Source organism: Bradyrhizobium hipponense (assembly GCF_008123965.1).
GTDB classification, from domain to species: Bacteria; Pseudomonadota; Alphaproteobacteria; order Rhizobiales; family Xanthobacteraceae; genus Bradyrhizobium; species Bradyrhizobium hipponense.
In genome coordinates, this window is the sequence record NZ_VSTH01000214.1 from 1 (window position 1) to 17872 (window position 17872).

Genomic DNA, 17872 nt, shown 5'->3' on the forward strand with positions numbered 1-17872 from the left:
CAAGGAAACGCTGACCTAGTATCTATGGCGACGTGTTGGGTGACGAGGAACGCCAATTTGCTCGACGGATGTGGCGGCGCAAGTAATTGTGGACCCTCGACCGCACCTCCGGGAAAAACGTCTGCGCATCACTAGCAATCTGGTACAGCGCACTATTATGCAACGTTCATTTTCCGCCGGCTTGTGATACGGCCGGTCGCTTAGAGACTCACGGCGTTCCGATTTTCGGCGCTCAGCACCCGTAAGGCAATTTCAGAAAACCGCACAAGCACACCTATTGTCTGGTCTTCCGAATTTCTTGCATGACGAGTTGTGCACCCTGCAAGCGCGTCAGCATCAGGCGCAAAACTTCGATTCTCACCTTTAGCAGTTCAATATACTCTGTCTTCATCTCCTGACCCTTGGTTGCAGCGCGTCAGCTCGCGCTGTTCGTTTGTCATTGCCGATGCTTCGTGGCGATTCCCACTAGCCGTCATGATTTATGCCGAACCGTTGTCCGACAAGAACTCGAACCGTTGCGTTCTGCAAACTCCTTTTCGAACACGAATTGCGCCGGCTCGCCGTGATCGCCTTCGACAAAGCCCTTCGCCACCAATAGCTCGCGGGCGTCGCGCACCAACGCAGGGCTGCCGCAAACCATGACGCGGTCATGCTGCGGATCGAGTTCCGGCAGTTCGACATCTGTAAACAGCTTGCCTGACGCGATCAGGTCGGTGATCCGGCCGCGGTTCCGGAAGCGATCGCGCGTCACCATCGGATAGTAGATCAGCTGATAGCGCACGAAGTCGCCGACCAGCTCGTCCCCCGGCAGTTTTTCCATGATCATCTCGCCATAGGCGAGCTCAGCGACGCGGCGGCAGCCATGCAGTAGTACAACATTCTGGAATCGTAAATAGGTTTCGGGATCCTTGATCACGCTCAGGAAGGGCGCAAGCCCGGTGCCGGTGCCGATCAGATAGAGATTGCGCCCGTCCTCGAGATTATCGATGACCAGCGTCCCCGTCGCCTCGCGGCTGACGATGATCTCGTCACCTGCCTTCAGATGCTGCAGACGCGAGGTTAAGGGACCATCGGGCACCTTGGTCGAGAAGAATTCCAGCCGGTCCTCGTAGTGGGCGCTGGCGAGGCTGTGGGCACGCAGCAGCGGCTTCTCGTCCACCTTGAGCCCGATCATGGCAAATTCGCCGCTACGGAAGTGGAACGACGGATTCCGCGTGGTGGTGAAGCTGAAGAGAGTGTCGGTCCAGTGATGAACGCTCAGCACGCGTTCCTGGTTGAAATTGCTCATCTCACCGCTCGCGCAACAGTTGGAGCATGATCCGTGTGCCGCTTTGCCGAAATGCTCATCCTCAAATGGAACCTCGATTGACAAAAGCGCGAAGCGCACCAACGCGTTCGCTTTAAGTAAAGGCAAAGGCGAGCAGGCTTGAGCACAGCAGCACGAGACCGGCCGCGGTCAGTGCCAGGAAACTCTCGGAGACAAGATCATGATTGCGCATGAAACAGCCTCGATTGCGCAGTCGAAGAGAGAGCACCAGTCCCGGCCTTGGTCGATGATAAGACAATTCGCATCCCACTTTGCTAAATGAACTCTTCCCCTGTCTCACACTGGGCCAATAGGCGGCTTTGCCAGCTCACTCCCGGCCGAGGGTCGCGAAGGAAGAATTCAGTGCACCCTCCTCACGCAGAGACGATGGCATTTTGGGCGCCTTTGCTCCGACAAACACAGTACGTAACGAACGAACAATCTCGTTTCTTACCTGAGTGTGTCGTCTCGGCTTCATATTGGAGCGTTTCGTACAAACGACCCTGCAATTCACGCTCTATTGCAACGGTACTGGGACGGACGCTCATCGGGGATCGACGCTCCGAGATTCGCCGAAGTGGTGCTGTGCGCCGAATATGCGCTGTGCGATCCTCACATGTGATCGCGATCATCGCGACTAACCGTAGCGATATAGCAATCTTGATTAATGCAATGAGCTGCGTGTTCACGCTTAAATCCTGCGTTTGATCGCCCTTTTTGGACAGACTTCAGCGCTCTACGCTGTCTCGTTGATAGATCTGGAATGTCTTCCGACGAGGAAGCGTCGGAGCGTGACGTACGGTGTGAGTTCAGGATTTCGAAATCAATCTAAATTAGTTAGCCAGTCGTCATCGACCGAATGAAGCAGGTCAACTCCCGTTTAGCTCAATATCGATAACCGCGCTCACCAACACCGTGCCGGGGCATGAACTCATTCAAGGGATAACCATGAGCGAAGTTGCGACGAGGGGCGGCAGGCCATCGAGGGGCCTCCGCATTGGATTACGCGGCCAAATGGCACTCCTTGGGATTTCCGGAGTGCTTGTCACAGGCACAATCTGCGCGGCCGCCCTGACTTATGCGAGCCTTGTTCAGAGCGAGTCGAACGACAGCAACCAGTTCAGAGCCCGCGTCGCATCGTTGTCACAAAGCTTCCTGCAGTCACGACAAATCGCGAGCGACTTCCTGCGCAAACCCAATGAAGTATCGATCAAGAGCCATGCCGAGAATCATGAGCGGCAGCTCGCGGACCTGAGTCACGTCGAAACATTTGCGACGGCTTTGCCAGATGGGGACCCGCTGAAGCAGGCGACCGCCCTACGTCCGGTGATTAATCTCTATGCAACGCGCTTTCATAACGTGGTCTCGGCCCAACGCAACCTCGGCTTCAATGAGGATGACGGATTCCAAGGCAAGCTGCGCAAGGCCGTTCACATCGTCGAGCAGCGGCTCGCTGAGCTGAACCAACCACGCCTCACGACCTTGATGTTGATGATGCGCCGGCACGAGAAGGATTTCATCCTGCGCGGCGAAGACAAATATGGCGATCAACTGGTGGACCGGGAGGCGGAATTCGAAACGACGCTCGCTCAGGCCAGCCTGCCAGCCGACGTGCATTCCCAGATCCTCGAACTGATCCGCGCATACAAGTCGAATTTTGTTTCGTTTATGGTCACGCAGCAAGCGCTGGGCGATCAGGTGGACGATCTCGGACAGATCTACGACCGCGTCCACCCGGCGCTAGTGAAGATCATGGCTGCCGCTGAGGCGCGTTCGCGGGCTGCTGAAATTCATGCTGATGAAATTCGGCGGACGCTCATCTGGGTGATTGGACTTTCAACGATCCTCGTGGGTCTGATCGCATTACTGTTCGGCCAACGCATAGCCGAAACAGTCGCTTCGATGACGGTGGCCATGCGCCAACTCGGCGACGGTCAGTTCGACGTGGTTCTGCCGGGACTCGGCCGAAAAGATGAGCTCGGCGAGATGGCCGAAGCGGTCGAAATGTTCAAGCTGAAAGCTCGCGAGAAGGCACAGGCCGAGCTCGATGCGAAGGTCGAACAAGATCGTACTGCCGCCGAGCAGCGTCAGGCCGATATCGCTCAGCTCGCCGGCGAATTCAAAACGGCCGTGGGCAAGGTAATCGAGACCGTCTCATCCGCCTCCTCACAGCTTGAAGCCTCCGCACGCAGCCTTACCCGGACGGCTGATCATAGCCGGCAACTTTCGATCGAAGTCGCATGCTCATCGGAGGAAGCGTCCGGCAACGTTCAGCGTGTCGCGACCGCGACGAGCGAAATGGCGATAACCATCGCCAACATCGGCCGAAAGGTTCAAGAAGCTGCCAATATAGCGGGCGAAGCGGTTCGCAAGGCCGAACTCAGCGACCAGCGCATGGCCAGTTTGGCGGCCGCCGCGGAGCGGATCGGCAGCGTGATTCAGCTGATCGCTGCAATTGCGCGGCAAACCAATTTGCTTGCGCTCAACGCGACGATTGAAGCCGCGCGCGCCGGTCATCTCGGTAGAGGCTTCGCAGTTGTCGCCCAGGAAGTGAAATCTCTCGCGGCGCAAACGGCGCATGCGACCGTTGAGATCAGTGAGCAGATTGGCGGCATTCAGGCGGCGACAACTGAGTCGGTCGGCGCGATTACCGAAATTAGTGTCATCATCGACCGCATCTCGGAGATTGCCAGGACGGTGGTCGACGCCATAGGAGAGCAGGAGGCAACGAGCAAAAGCATCGCATTCAATGTGCAGGAAGCCGCGGTCAGGACCACCCAGGTGGCGGCCAGCGCCGGTGAAGTCACCAACCGCGCGATGGAAACCGGAGGGGCATCGATGCAAGTGCTGACATCTGCCGAACAGCTGTCTGAGGAAAGCTCTCGACTGAAGCACGAACTAAACAGCTTCCTGGGCAGGATTCAAGCGGCTTAGGTTGGCATGTCAGAATACTCCTTCGGCCTTTCTGGCTCTAGAAGCACGCAAGAGTGTCCCATTTTTCCTTGCGCCCTTCAGTTGCTTGGGCTTGAATGCGCTAATATTTTAGTACTTTCGCGTCGGGCGGCCCCTGACGTCATGCTCTTGCGTTTTTGCTTCCTCTTAATTGTGACGGTCTCGCTCAGCGCCTGCGCGTCGAGCGAGACGAGAAGTGACGTCAGGCTGCCGATATTCCAGCGACGAAGTACAAGAAGATTGCAGTCTAGCATGCTGATCTTGAACGAGGTCGGCTGGCGGACTTTCCGCGAAGCATTCATCGTCTACGCCGCGCGATCTCATCAGCGACTACACCGACTGCACGTATCAGCCGTTCGTGCAGGGGTCTCGAATATGTCGAGGATGTCATCATCCGGTTCATTCCTGCCCTGCTCGATGGCTTGGGCAACGAGTTCATCGAGGGGCGTTTCCTTTAGGTGACCTTTCTTGAGAAGCTCTTCAAACAGACCATCGCTTCTCGGCTGCGGTTGGATGCGACCGTCGGAGTTGCACCAAACCGTGAATGTCTGATGTCCCAGAACGACTTGCTCAACCATCTCCGCATCCAACGGAATCAGCGTCCCCCAGACCTCGTCCGCCTCGTCGGCGAACCCCGCAACGTACATCTCTGGCTCATCAGCGTCTTCATCGCGAGGGCGGAAGAACGGCGTGACGGTGATTGGAGCGTGTTTTACCATAACCATCTTTCCGAACGGCTTGAGCACAAGTTGTGTCGACGCAGTGAAGCGTCCAGGCTAAGCGCCGACATTTCCATCCTACGAAAAAGGCCAAGTTGTGAGCGACGCGACGACGGACGCAAATGCTATCGCCGCAACAAAGAAGGCCACACGGCACGCACTTGTCCAGAGAAGGAAAGCGGGAATGCCACCGGCATCACTCTGACGAAGACAAAAGGCCCCGGAAGACGGATCGCATCCGCGAGCTAAACGACAATTTCCGTAAGACCTTTACCGGGAGCAGAATGATGATGTCGGCGAGCGTCGCAGCGCTGCCGGCAATGCAGCGGTCAGCGGCGTGGCTGAACGTAAGCGATTTCGATGAGTGAAATATCGGCACGACGCCCACCGCGAGCACGACTTTTCTCGGCTTTGAGTTGTGCAATCGCACATTCTGCCTGCGACCGCTTCCCCGCTCGGATAACTCGGTCCAACGCTGCCTGACGGCGTCATGGTGCTGGCGACCAGGACAAAAGAAGAACAGCCCCCTGGCAATTGCAACCATAGATTGTTTTGTTGTTGACATTTCGACCAAGCATCTGATCGAATTACTGCTATTTCCAGCAAATTTGTTAGCTAGGGTCGATCAAAAGTGGTTTCGCAAAATCTTCGAGGTGACGCAATTAGAGCGCTTGCTGGCGCAGACTACGTGCGAGAGCAGCTTCTCAACGCGTTATCTATGGGGCCCCGCTCACTGCAGCGCAGTGCCTACGCGATCAAGTGCCGAGTGAAATCGGAAGACCGGCTGATACAAAAGGTATTGTCACGTCGCCAAAAGCGTAGGCGATACTCAGCAAGGGACGCTACTGACATCATTGGATTGCGAAAAGTCCTCCACCCGATGCACAGTCGTGCCTCGATCCACTAGAGTCCGCAACCGATCAAGCGATTTCGTCATGTGACGGCGAACGTTCGGGCCACCGTGCGGGCACCCATTATCGCAAATGGACTACCGGAGTCAGAATAAGGGAGCTGTCTGCAGCGAGTTCAAAAGGCTTCGCACGCGGACGAGTAAAGAGGAACTAATAAGCCAAAGGAGCAATCGAATTGAACTCCTGGTTGATTAGTCCTTCACCTTCCCTGCAGCGCAGTTGAATCACGATACGAAAGGTGTCAGAGCGATATGCACCTGCACTGGGCGTTGTGATCGATGCAATGCTGCAAGAGGTAAAGAATGATCGACCGCGCTGGAATCAACCAACTTAAATGCCCGAAGTGCGGTGAACTCATTCCCGTCAGCGAAACGATCTACCATCAGATCGAAGAGGAAGCCCGCCAAAACGTGAATTCCGAATTTGCTCAACAACAGAGTCTTATCGGCGAGCGTGAGCAAAAACTGAAAGAGCGAGAGTCAGATCTCGACAAAACAATTCAAGACCGCATCCGCGCGGCCCAGGACCGGCTTCAATCAGAAGCAACGGCCAAGGCGCACCAGGCGGTCTCAGTTGAGATCGATGACTTGCGGCGCCAAGCCGCGGAAAAGCAATTGTTGCTCCAAGCCTCTCAGCAGCAAGAGCTTGAACTGCGCAAGCAGAAGCGCTCGATCGAAGAGCGGGAAAAGACGCTTGAGCTGGAGTTGATAAGAAAGCTCGACGAAGAACGAGCCAAGATCGAGGTAGCCATAACACGCCGATTGGATGACCAGCATCGCCTCCGAGATGCCGAAAAGGACAAAAAGCTTCAAGACGCTATCAGGGTGAACGACGAACTCAGGAGAAAGCTGGAGCAAGGGTCGCAACAAACGCAGGGAGAGGTTCTGGAATTGCAGCTCCAGCAGCTGCTCAGCAACGCATTCCCGGAAGATCAGATCGAACCCGTTCCGAAAGGAGTGTCGGGAGCCGACCTCATTCAACGCATTTCATCGCGCACAGGAAACCCGTGCGGCATCATCTTGTGGGAATCAAAACGTACAAAATCGTGGAGCGACTCATGGCTCCAGAAACTGAAGGATGACCAGCGAGTATTGAAAGCCGAGATGGCAATTCTCGTATCCGACGCTCTGCCGCGCGACTGCGAGAATTTCAAACACGTCAGCGGGATTTGGATCACCAATTCGCAATGTGCCCTCAGCCTTGCCTTCGCACTTCGACTGCAGCTCATTGAAGTTGAGATGACAAAACTTGCGGCGGTGGGCAAAAACGAGAAGATGGAAATATTGTATCGCTATCTCTCGGGGAGCGAGTTTCGCCAGCGCGTGGAAGCGATCGTTGAGACTTTCATAGAAATGCAGTCCGAACTCCAAGAAGAACGGAGAATTGCAGAGCGGCGCTGGGCAAAGCGGGAAAAGCAGATACAGCGCGTCATAGCGAATACGTCCGGCATGTATGGTGACCTTCAAGGCTTGATCGGTACATCGCTGCAGGCCATCCCCGCGTTAATGGCGAGCACCGGCGAGGATGAGAGGATCAATCCTGTCACCACGAGTTCATCCGCGACACTTCAGATCGCTGCATCGCAACGCAACGACGACGATATCCCCTGCTGAATCAGCCGCATTAACCTTGATGTTTGCAGCAAAGTCTGGCGCAAGGTATGGTTGTGTCAACATGGCCAAACTCACAAAAGTATCTCCTATCTCAAAACCGCCTCTTTCGCCGACCGTATCCGCGGTGATTTCCGATTTCGTAAGCAAACTTGCTGAAGAGAACATTGTCGATGGCGACACGCATGATCGCCTTAAGAAGGCGCTTTTGGACAATCAAAGCGTGGACGCCGCATCGCTGTCCGTTGCACTCTTCGGCGTGGACGAAAAATAAACATGCTCAGCATTGAGAAGATTGAAATTGAAGATTTTCGAGGCGTAAAAAAGCTGGCGTTGAATCTCAAGTACAAGAATTTCGGCATATGCGGGCCGAACGGTACGGGCAAGAGCGGAATAGTTGATGCAATCGAATTCGCAATCACGGGCGATATCACAAGATTGCGCGGCAGCGGCACATCCGATCTTAGCGTCAGAGCACACGGGCCGCATGTTGATGCAGCGAAGAATCCTAACCAGGCAAAAGTTACCCTCACTGCCCGCATTCCATCACTCGGCAAGATGGTCACAATCGAAAGATCCGTGGGCTCACCGAACTCTCCCAAGATAACTCCGACAGATAAGAGCATTGAGGCGGTTATTGCGGAACTCGCCGCGCATCCTGAATTTGCGCTCTCCCGCAGAGAGATAATCAAGTACATCCTTACTCCCGCCGGCCAGAGATCGAAGGATGTTCAGGAACTCATGCGTCTCGAGCATGTCGAGAAAGTGCGGCAGGCATTTCAAAAGATCGCTAACGATGCGCGCTCCAAAGCCAGTATGGCCAAAAATCAGCTTGATGGCGCCATACGCGGACTTCTGCAGGCGCTCGGTATTCCCGCGCTATCGAAATCCGCGCTTCTTAAAGCTGTAAACGACCAGCGGGCGATCCTTCAGCTTACGCCACTGGCAGACCTATCGGCGGAAACAGATCTCAAGACCGGCCTTGCAGCGGGCACGGTCACCACCGCGACGCCGATTCGCAAGGCAGTCGCAACGGCAGAAATTGAAGCGTTCAACCAGACCCGACTGGTACTCGGCTCGCCCTCCTTTGGTAAATCTGTTGCCGACGCTGCCGGGCTGGTTAAAGCTCTCGCTGAAAACACCCCCCTGCTCAAAAGCTTTCGCCGTGAAGTGTTGATCAAACAAGGCGTTGAGTTGCTGGAAGAAGACGCCTGCCCTCTGTGCGATTTGCCGTGGAACACGGCTGAACTTCTCGTTCACTTGCAAGAGAAGCTCTCACTCGTTGGAGAGGCCACGAAAGCACTCGATGCGATCCAAGCAGCAATCACACCGCTCAAAGCCGAACTTGTTGCTTTCGAGCAGGGTGCTAGAAAGCTACTATCGATTGGTGCGCGACTTGATCCAAAAATCGAGACAGCGCTCATGTCAGACGCCCTGGAAAAATGGACCGAGTGGCGACAACTGATCGAGGGCGTCTGCAACGACCCCAACGATCTGCAACAAGCCCTGGAGGCATTCGGCTCCATTACTAAGCCACTCCCTACGGCAGCTCAGCAGGTGATATCTGCCATAGCAGCGTGTGTCGCGGCGTTGCCGGAAGTATCCAAAGAACAAGATGCGACAGCATTTCTGATCCTCGCGCAAGAACGATTGCGCCAATACCGCGAAGCTCGATCGGCAAACGATACTGCCAACGCCCGACAAGAAACAGCAAAGAAGGTCTCAGACCTCTATAGCGCCCGTAGCACGGCGGTGTTGGAGGGCATCTACAAGACCGTCGAAAAGGACTTCACTGATTTTTATCGACTAATAAACAGTGAAGACGAAGGAAAATTTGAAGGCGCACTGAAACCATCCGTTGGCAAGCTCGCGTTCGATGTCGATTTTTACGGACGCGGCCAATTTCCGCCGGGCGCCTATCACAGTGAAGGCCATCAGGATGGCATGGGACTTTGCCTTTACCTGGCACTAATGAAGCACACCCTTGGCAGCAACTTCACATTTGCTGTTCTTGATGACGTGCTCATGTCCGTCGATTCATCCCACCGACGCGAGGTCTGCAAACTTCTCAAAAGCCAATTCCCCAAGGTCCAGTTCATTCTTACGACTCACGATCCGGTTTGGCTTCAATTCATGCGAACCGAGAATCTAGTCGGTACTAGCGTCAACTTCGGAAGTTGGTCCGTCGATACCGGTCCACAGGTTTGGGACCATGTTGATATTTGGAAAGACATCAGTGATCGACTTGCAAAAAATGACGTTGCTGGTGCTGCGGCAGCGTTGAGACGGTATCTTGAATTCATAACCACTATTCTCGCAGATAATCTGCGGGCCGACGTGCCGTTTCAGAGCAACGGTAGTTACGACCTTGGCGACCTGATGTCGCCCGTACTTAAAGCATGGAGAGCCACGCTGGCATTGGCACGGGAAAGCGCTCAGTCGTGGGGAAACAGTTCAGCTCAGGCGACAATCGTGGCACTGGAAGCTGATGCAAAGGCCAAGATAGCCAAGACTCAGACTGAGCAGTGGATGATTAACAAGGCCGTCCATTACAATGAGTGGGCCAATCTGCAGCCCAAAGAACTTGCATCGCTGGTCGCGGCCTTCAAAGACCTCCTGGACTCCTTACGATGCACCAACGTCGATTGCGGTGGGTACTCGTACGTCTCACCCCACAAGGGCGACCGACAAGCTTTGCGCTGTACGTGCGGATCAATAAATTTCAACCTCATCAAAAAGTAAGAAATCCACCTACCAACCGGTCGCGCTCGGCACAGAGATCCTCAAGTTCCTCCGGCCGACGTCGTCGAGATACCGCCCGCTGAAAGTCTCTGCCGGCGACGCTGCTCGATGTCCACTCGAACTCAATATCCATGGTCTTGTCCTCTTCGTTCGATAAGAACAAAATGAGAACAACGGCGCAAGACTCAAAAATATTTTTGGCCCGTCACAGCATCTGTTTGGCGGTGCCAAATCGGTGCCACGCGATTTCCATTTGCCGAGAAAACTGTGCCGCGGAAATTAAAAAACTCGCTGCGCGGCAACCCCTTGCGGGTGGTGGGCGCACCAGGGCTCGAACCTGGGACCCGCTGATTAAGAGTCAGCGGGCAGGGCGGTAATCTGAGTGTCTGATTCCGATTTCCAAACGACCATAAGTTCGCATCACGTTGTCGCAGCCACCGGGCGCTACGATTGCTTGTCAAGCTCGTGGCAAAGGCAACGATTCGTCCTATTTGCACGCCACAGCTACCCAGCCGCAATATCTGCGCTCTCGATCCCTTTCTTGCTCGAGAAGCCTCGACCCTAATGCGCCAGACCGATCACGGTTCAAGGCAAAGGCATGAGCGGCAAGGACGACGCGACTCGGATCAAGGGATTACGGACACCAGATAGTCTGAAAATGCCGCTCGCGACGAAGCGTCATCGCAAGAACCGTGGCATGCCGCCGCCCGCGACGTTCGATATCGAGACGCTGCCGGGCAGCTCTAATTTGACGGCACTAGAGGCGGCCGCGGTCATCCGGCGCACGCCCGGAGCGCTGGAGCAGTGGCGGCGCGATCCGAATCACCCGCTGAAATGGCGCTACGTCGATGGCCGGCCCCTCTATCGTGTCGATGCGGTGCGCGAGTATCTGGCCAAGTGCGATAAGACCACTAGGACGCCTCAGCAGCATAATGCTCACGCAGACGGCCGAGGAGCTCGGCCTTGATCGGGTCAAGCGGATTCGTCCGCTGCAGGCGCACGATTTTGCCGACCCGTTTCGCGCCGACCAATTCCGCAATGTAGTCGTGAGCCGCTTCGAACGCCATCTTGCGGATGATCCACTGTTCGTCGTGATTGTAGACCTGGTCGATTCCGCTTGGCTTTTGCCCAACACACAGCCGCTGGATTTCGTTGTCGTAGCCACAGCGTGACATGATAGTACGCAAGCTGCGCCTTAGGTCATGCATGGTGAACTTGGCGACGCTCGCCTCCTTGACCAGGCGGTTGACCATCTTCGTGAAGCCGGACATCTGGCCGCCGGTCTTTGGCGACGGGAAGACATAGTCGGAGGTTGCCCGCTGGAAATGTTTCGCGGCCGTGAGCACCTCGTCAACCAGGTGAGTGCGCGGCACATCGTGGTGCAGCCCCATCTTGGTCCACGCCGCATCGAAGGTGATGCGGTCGTCCATGATGTGCTTTCGCCATTCGATCATGGTAGGCTCGCTGCGCCGCGGGCCACCGAGCAGGCACATGCGTGCCAGGAGACCGAAAGCCCCGAGCTTGCCGGTTGCATCCCAGACCTTGATGATTTCCTCATCGGTCAGCGCGCGACCCTTTGTTCGGCGTCCGACCCTTTGCGCGCGGGTTTCCTTCGGCGCGCGATAGCCGGCGAGCACGTTGTGCTCGACATAGCCCTCGCCGACGCACCATTCGAGCAAGGTATGCACGTGCTTGCGCAAGTCCTTGGCTGCACCGCGCTTGCCGGTCTTGGCAATCTTGTCGACCGCAGCCATGATCTGCCGTCGCGTCAGGTCCCCCACGCCGCTCTCGGCGTGATCCTTGAGCCCGCGCCGCAGCGCCGACATTGCTGGCTTCCAGTTGACGACTTGGCGTCCGGTCAAGGACGTCTGGTAGGGACCATCTTCAACGATGAGGGTGGCCAGCGTGGTGCGCTCCTTCTCGGCTGCCTGTTGCCGCCTCGCCTCGCGCTTGGCGTCGTTCGGATCCACGCCCCTGAAGACCTCGCCTGCGGCGATGGTGGCAGCCTTGCGCGCTGCCTTCTCGTTATATTTCGGCCACGCGCCGAGCGTCTTGCGCTGGGTTCCCCTCACCCCCGGCTTGGTGAACAGGTAGACCCAGGTCCGGCCGCCGGTAGCGCGCATGCGCAGGGCGAGGCCGGGCAACTTGTCGTCATGGAGATAATGCTGCCCCTTGCCTGGTGGCAAGGTGGCGTTGCGGATCACGGCATCGGTGAGTGTCAGCTGGTTGGTCGGCTCCGGCATGGTCCCTACTCTTCCTGTCGCGGTGTGCCCCGCAGCCGCCCGGACCATCGAAGCGAAGGGAAAGTGATGGTTGACTCTCCTTCGCTTTTTCCGCCTCGGGGCACACCAACCTGGAAGGACGACCCTTGAAGAACAGAGGGGACACAGACCCTTCTCGATTTGTGTGCCCCAAGGGAAGATGGCGCGGGGGCACAGCGGGGGCATACAAAATGTAGTTCGGTCAGCTGTGGTCTATTATGGCCGCATATGATGAACGCCCCTACACTCCAGAGGCTTATCCAGTTTTTACTATGGCTAGCCCCGGTTGGCTAGGGACTATGGATTGTGGTTCACACGCGAGAGGTCCATGGTTCGATCCCATGTGCGCCCACCATTCATCCTAGATTTCAAGAGTGGCTGAAAGCTCCCTTGCCGAGGCGTGCGACGGCCCACTTTGCCCTGACAAGCCGAAGCCCGGCATATGGCACAATATGTAAAGAACGTTCTCGACTGCGAGAAACCGGGCGAGATGCCGGTCCGCACATTGTCCGCACACGAATTGGTGGTGAACTTGCAGACCGCTGCAACACTTGGACTAACAGTACCAGCAGAGGCGCTCGACAGAGCCGCCGAGGTGATTTAGTGAAGCCTGAGTCCGCTTCGTTACAACAGCACCGGTTTCAACATCGGCAAATCACGTCCGATGGGCCTCGATGAGACCATTCCAGAGCTAAGCCGGACTTCGCCCTAGGGCCAAGAAGCGACATTGGCTGCGGATGAACTCTCCGATAGCGTGCCTTCTGGAATATGGGCCGGGCGAAGGAATCCAGGTGTACGTACGTGTCGGATACGTGTCGGTGCCCCCTGTTGAACCCAAGCGCACCATCTGCGTCCTCAATACAGCCTTTCCTTATTGCCCTTCTCGATGATGGCCTGCATTTGGTCGACGCTTTCCTGTATCTTGGCGTGGGCGACCAGCGTTTCCGCAAAAGATGGCACGGCAGCCGGCTCGCCCCACGTATCGGGCTGCCAGAGTCCTGATCTGATCATGCACTTCGGGCAGTGTGAGAAGACCTTTTCTACCCCTACCACCAAGACGTGATTTGGCGCCTTGCCACTCATCTTCATCGTATCTCGGAGGAAGTCGTCTCTCACGATGATCGCCTTCCCGCTCACCCGAAGTGTGTGCGTTACGCCCGGAATGAGGAAGATTATTCCGACGTTCGGATTGCGCAGCACATTGCGGAAGGTATCAATGCGGCGGTTGCCGAGCCGGTCAGGAATCGCAAGCGTGTGATCGTCTAACACCTTCACGAAGCCGGCCGGGTCGCCCTTGGGTGAAATGTCCAGCAGACCAGCTTCGCCTGCGGAGGCGACGAAGGCGAATGGCGCGTGTTCGATAAAAGTACGAGCAACGTGGTCTATGGCGGTGACGACCTTAGCCATCGAGTGGCGGGGAGGTTCGCCGACGACCGCCCGAAGTTCATCTTCGGTCGAGACAACTTCGCGGAAACGCGCTCGCAGCTCACTAATCTCAGCCATGGTATATTCTCCGGGCTAATCAGCATGCCACGCCCTATCCTAAGAAGCGCGAACGTCTACCGTCGCAAGAGAGGCGTTCGAGGACGGGACGAATCGGAGGCCAAGAGCCAAGGAGAACGGCCAGCTCTGGCGCCTATGGCCGCGTCTGCTTTGGGTGCGCGCCGTGCAAAGGCGGCGCTTTCCAGTGGGTGCAAACCCCACCTGGCGACCGCTCCAGCATTCGCCCCCCCAGTGAGCCTCGGGTTAGCTACGGATTGCGGTCCACACGGGAAAGGTCCAAGCATCGATCCCTTGTGCGCCCGCATTCATTCTCGATCGAGAGTCGCTGAGGCTCCCTTGCGAGGGCAGGGCGATCGCATATGGCCTTTTGGGCGGCCTGAGCGCGCGCCTCGTCCTTCGAGACGACCGCTCCGCGGTCTCCTCAGGATGAGGCTGAGCGGCATCGGCGCCCGTTGAAACCGCTGCCGCGCACTCCATCCTCATCCTGAGGGCCCGCCCCAAGGCGGGCGTCTCGAAGGATCGGCCACAACAAGATCAGCCCATATGCGATCGCCCTGCTTGCGAGGGCGTGCAAAAGTCGGCTTTGCCGTTGCAAGCAGAAGGTAGGTAGCGGGCCGAAATGGTGCGACGAATCGATCTTCTCGATGCGCTCTCGGGATTCATGCTCCGCAGCCGGCCCGATTTCAGCAGGTAACGTGAAAAAGGCCGATCTTCTTTGCGCGCGAGTCGTTGAACGTATGAATCGCCTTGGGGGTCGGCTGCAGCAGGACCTTGCAACCCTTTTTCGCAAAATACGTCTCAGCTTCCGGCGATAGGTGCACATTGCCCATCTGGCCCGAGCCAAGAATTAGCTGCTCGCATCCGTCCTCATAGAGGAACTTCGCTTCGTCTTTCGAGAGGACATGCGAGGTGCCGTAGTACTTCTTCGACAGCTTTTTCTTCCGCCTTGCCACTTCACCGGAGAGACGAATGATCACGTCGTGTTCATAGGTCTTTCCGTCGATCGTGATGGTGCCGAATGTAGTGCGTTCGATCTCCATGGCCTGACTCCTTCATGATCTCGGCACGAGGCCCTGACTCCGCGTCGGCAGGCCGATCTGGCCGGGCACCACTTCCGAGGCTGCCCGATACGAGACGTTCTTGGGGGTTACCACCTGCCACCCTGTGACGCGCGATTGAGAAAGATCGGCAGCCCCCGCTTGTTGGCGTAGATGGGGCGGTAGCGCTCCGTGTTGTACGTGCTGGCGACGTCCAGTTTGCGCGGCCCGAGCTTGGCGTCAGGGATAGGCACAAGGTCGTAGCGGCCCTCGACCAGCGCTGACATGAGGCCGGTCTTGCCTTCCAGGATGGCATCGTAGGCCATGTTGCCGAAAGTCAGGGCGACGAGCTTGTCGATGAAGTCAGGATCGCCCGATCGCAGGTCGTAGGTGAGATCAGAGACGATGGTCTCCTCGCTGGCGCGCCGCTTGATCTCGTCGGCAAGCACTTCGGCCACGCTCGTCCTTTTTCGGTGACCGTAGGCGTCAGGCTCGCCGTATTCCTGCAGCCTGAAGCCCTCCCACTCGGCACCTTCGCTGAGTACGATCAGCGCGTAGTTGCTTGGGTTCGCACGCTTCTCCTCGATGAGCAGTTGGATCAGTTTGTCGAGGTTGACCTTGTACTCCGGTATGACGCACCGTATCGAGGTCACGTACGCGGTGTAGAGAGCTGTAAATCCGGCATCGCGGCCAAAGATGCGGAAAATGCCAATTCGCTCGTGTGAGCCGACAGTGGTGCGCTGCCGCTGGATTGCATCGCTGGCGCGGGTGATCGCGGTCGAGAAGCCGATACAATACTCGGTGTTGCGGACGTCGTTATCCATCGTCTTCGGGATCGCGATAATCTTGACGCCGAGCCCGTTGAGCTTGTCCGCATAGCCGAGTGTGTCGTCGCCGCCGATGGCGATGAGGCGCTCGATGCCCAGCCCGGAGAGGTTCGCCAATACCTGGCCGGTGAGATCCCAGGTCTTGGTTGCGATGCCGCTCTTGGTACTCTCCGAGACTGGAAGGTCTTGTCCAGCGAGATGATCGGGCAGTTTCTTCATTTTGGAGGGATTGGTGCGGCTCGAGTGCAGCACGGTACCGCCGCGTCGGTCGATGATGCGCGTATTTTCGCGGTTGAGCGGGATAAGGTAGTGCGATTTGCTGGCGGGGTCGTCGAGGTCAAGGTGCGTGAGGGCTTCCCAACCGCGGCGCAGACCGACGACCTCAATGTCGTCCTCGCTGCCGCGATAGGTCACGGTCTTGATGATTGCGTTGAGGCCGGGGACGTCGCCACCGCCAGTGAGAATGCCGATGCGTTTCCTCGCCACACCCACCTCCCAGTATTGGCATGTCAATAGCGCCCGCGTCGCACGTTCTCTACTCGGCCGCTTCCGGTTTGCGCTCCTCGCGCAACCGAAAACGCTTCAGGAGTGCGGATACGGTGTCGCGGAAGCCGCCATACTCCAATTCGGAATAGGGCAGCATCGCAGCGCCGGACCAGCCCTGGCTGCGCATCTCGATTGCCTTGCATTGCGCGCGCCGGCGCACCTCGTCCCACGCCGGATTGTCGAAGAAATCGGTATAGGACTCGGAAAAGCGGCCTTCCTTCTCGATCGAAAAGCCGACGCAGGAAACGATCGGCAGGCAGTACATGCCGGTCACCGGTGTGTTGAGCGGAACGGGCATCAGCGGCATCACGTGCGAGCCGCGCGCATCGCCGCCTACGAAGTGCGCCTTCGCGAACGGCGAGACGATTTCTTCCGGCGCTGGGAAAATCCCTTGGTTCCTGACGATCGCGACCGGATCGTCCTTGCCGGTGTACTTGCCTGCGATCGAGTGAAGACGCTGCGCCGAAACAGCGACGGCAACCTCGTCATACGTTCGAGAAACGATGCGATCGATCCCAAAGCGCTCATTGTCGCGGAGCAGCGCGGCAATGTGGTAGCCGTCCGCGGGCGCGTCGAGTTCGATCACGCTGTCGCCAGCCGTGTGGTCCATGTCGATGACATGAAAACGGAAACCCTTGATCATCGGAGGCAGCATCAGCCCGGCGCAATACATGGGATCGGCAAAGGTGAGGTATAGCGGCAGGTTGTAGGCGCCGGGGCCGCATTTGTCGGCGGCGAACACCATGAAGGACTCCGCGGGCCTCGAACCCGAGAGGCTGTGGTCGAAGCTGAGCTCCGCGACGCCCGGTCCGGCGCCGCGAACGTTTCCGGAAGGCGCGTCGACCAGAAGATCCTGGCCGGCGCCGTAGAGGCCGGAGTTTTTCGCAACCGCCGTGGCCGCAAGAAACGCCTTCCAGGCGAATTGATGTACCTCAGAGCTCCCCTCGCCCCGTGTGTGCGTCATGATGATCGCAATGTCGTCGCCGGTGTGGCAGATGAAACCGTCGATCAAGAGACCATTGCAGATCGCCTTCGCGACCTCGCCCTCGACAGCCGCCATCATGCGTGTAGACGGTTTCGTGTGCCCGCCGACGGAGCCAACGTCAGCCTTGATGACTGAAAGGGTGAGTCTCATGAGCATTCCCTCCGGTCAGCGCAGCTCAGCGCCTCGGCGGTTGCTGCGCCGGGGCGACGGCGCTGCTCACTCGCGGAAAAGAACGTCTGATGCTCCGTTAGGTTCCATGCTGTCTTTCTTTCTCGAAAAGCTCGGGCTCATCCGGTAGCCGGCATCATCGATCACCGCAAATGTCCCGCCAGAAGCGTTGCGCCCTCATTTGCTGCGGTGCACGAGTCCGGTGCTGTGAAGATGCTATGGGGCGAGCGGCGACGGCATGGCACCATGGGCGCTGTTCAACGGCTACCGATGGAGGTCTCCGACGTCGCAACATTTTCGTTTTG

13 protein-coding genes are annotated in these 17872 nt (G+C 57.3%); 6 read left to right on the forward strand and 7 right to left on the reverse strand.

Features of this window, described 5'->3' with window-relative positions; genetic code table 11:
* Positions 1-472 precede the first annotated feature (472 nt).
* Positions 473-1288 (reverse strand): ferredoxin--NADP reductase, encoded by an 816-nt coding sequence (locus tag FXV83_RS40070; RefSeq protein WP_148745558.1) that lies wholly within the window; start codon positions 1286-1288, stop codon positions 473-475.
* 1056 nt (positions 1289-2344) lie between these two features.
* Between FXV83_RS40070 and FXV83_RS40075 the strand changes: the two genes are divergently transcribed.
* Positions 2345-4240 carry a methyl-accepting chemotaxis protein gene (locus FXV83_RS40075; protein ID WP_187436500.1) on the forward strand — a complete coding sequence of 632 codons (1896 nt, stop codon included), beginning with the start codon at positions 2345-2347 and terminating at the stop codon, positions 4238-4240.
* A gap of 341 nt (positions 4241-4581) precedes the next feature.
* Here FXV83_RS40075 and FXV83_RS40080 read toward each other — a convergent pair whose 3' ends face one another.
* Positions 4582-5004, reverse strand: coding sequence for a hypothetical protein (locus FXV83_RS40080; protein WP_235940585.1), 423 nt, complete (start codon positions 5002-5004; stop codon positions 4582-4584).
* Between the two features lie 1186 nt (positions 5005-6190).
* Between FXV83_RS40080 and FXV83_RS40090 the strand changes: the two genes are divergently transcribed.
* The 4 genes from FXV83_RS40090 (at position 6191) to FXV83_RS40105 (ending at position 11207) form a co-directional block, all read left to right on the forward strand.
* Entirely contained in the window at positions 6191-7501 is a 1311-nt protein-coding gene (locus FXV83_RS40090; RefSeq protein WP_148745548.1) for a DUF2130 domain-containing protein, read from the forward strand.
* 61 nt (positions 7502-7562) lie between these two features.
* Complete coding sequence (locus FXV83_RS40095; RefSeq protein WP_148745549.1) at positions 7563-7772, forward strand: hypothetical protein; 210 nt, start codon at positions 7563-7565, stop codon at positions 7770-7772.
* Positions 7773-7774: 2 nt separating this feature from the next.
* A complete protein-coding gene (locus FXV83_RS40100; protein ID WP_148745550.1) occupies positions 7775-10240 on the forward strand; it encodes an AAA family ATPase in 2466 nt (821 codons plus the stop codon).
* A gap of 598 nt (positions 10241-10838) precedes the next feature.
* Entirely contained in the window at positions 10839-11207 is a 369-nt protein-coding gene (locus FXV83_RS40105) for a hypothetical protein (protein WP_148745551.1), read from the forward strand.
* On the opposite strand, the gene FXV83_RS40110 is transcribed toward FXV83_RS40105, so the two are convergent.
* The gene (locus tag FXV83_RS40110; RefSeq protein ID WP_148745552.1) at positions 11152-12483 is read right to left on the reverse strand and encodes a tyrosine-type recombinase/integrase; all 1332 of its coding nucleotides are present in this window, start codon (positions 12481-12483) and stop codon (positions 11152-11154) included. The genes FXV83_RS40105 and FXV83_RS40110 overlap by 56 nt on opposite strands.
* Positions 12484-12943: 460 nt before the next feature.
* On the opposite strand from FXV83_RS40110, the gene FXV83_RS45570 reads away from it, so the two are divergent.
* A complete protein-coding gene (locus FXV83_RS45570) occupies positions 12944-13105 on the forward strand; it encodes an ABC transporter substrate binding protein (RefSeq protein WP_148745553.1) in 162 nt (53 codons plus the stop codon).
* A gap of 251 nt (positions 13106-13356) precedes the next feature.
* Here the strand turns inward: FXV83_RS45570 and FXV83_RS40120 are convergent, their stop codons facing one another.
* From FXV83_RS40120 to FXV83_RS40135, 4 genes are all read right to left on the reverse strand, one after another.
* Positions 13357-14004: an MSMEG_1061 family FMN-dependent PPOX-type flavoprotein gene (locus FXV83_RS40120; RefSeq protein ID WP_148745554.1), complete on the reverse strand. Its 648-nt coding sequence runs from the start codon at positions 14002-14004 to the stop codon at positions 13357-13359.
* A gap of 683 nt (positions 14005-14687) precedes the next feature.
* Entirely contained in the window at positions 14688-15044 is a 357-nt protein-coding gene (locus FXV83_RS40125; protein ID WP_148745555.1) for an Mth938-like domain-containing protein, read from the reverse strand.
* A 107-nt stretch (positions 15045-15151) separates the two neighbouring features.
* Positions 15152-16354 (reverse strand): 6-phosphofructokinase, encoded by a 1203-nt coding sequence (locus FXV83_RS40130; RefSeq protein WP_148745556.1) that lies wholly within the window; start codon positions 16352-16354, stop codon positions 15152-15154.
* Positions 16355-16403: 49 nt separating this feature from the next.
* The gene (locus FXV83_RS40135; RefSeq protein WP_148745557.1) at positions 16404-17549 is read right to left on the reverse strand and encodes a fructose-1,6-bisphosphatase; all 1146 of its coding nucleotides are present in this window, start codon (positions 17547-17549) and stop codon (positions 16404-16406) included.
* Positions 17550-17872 lie beyond the last annotated feature (323 nt).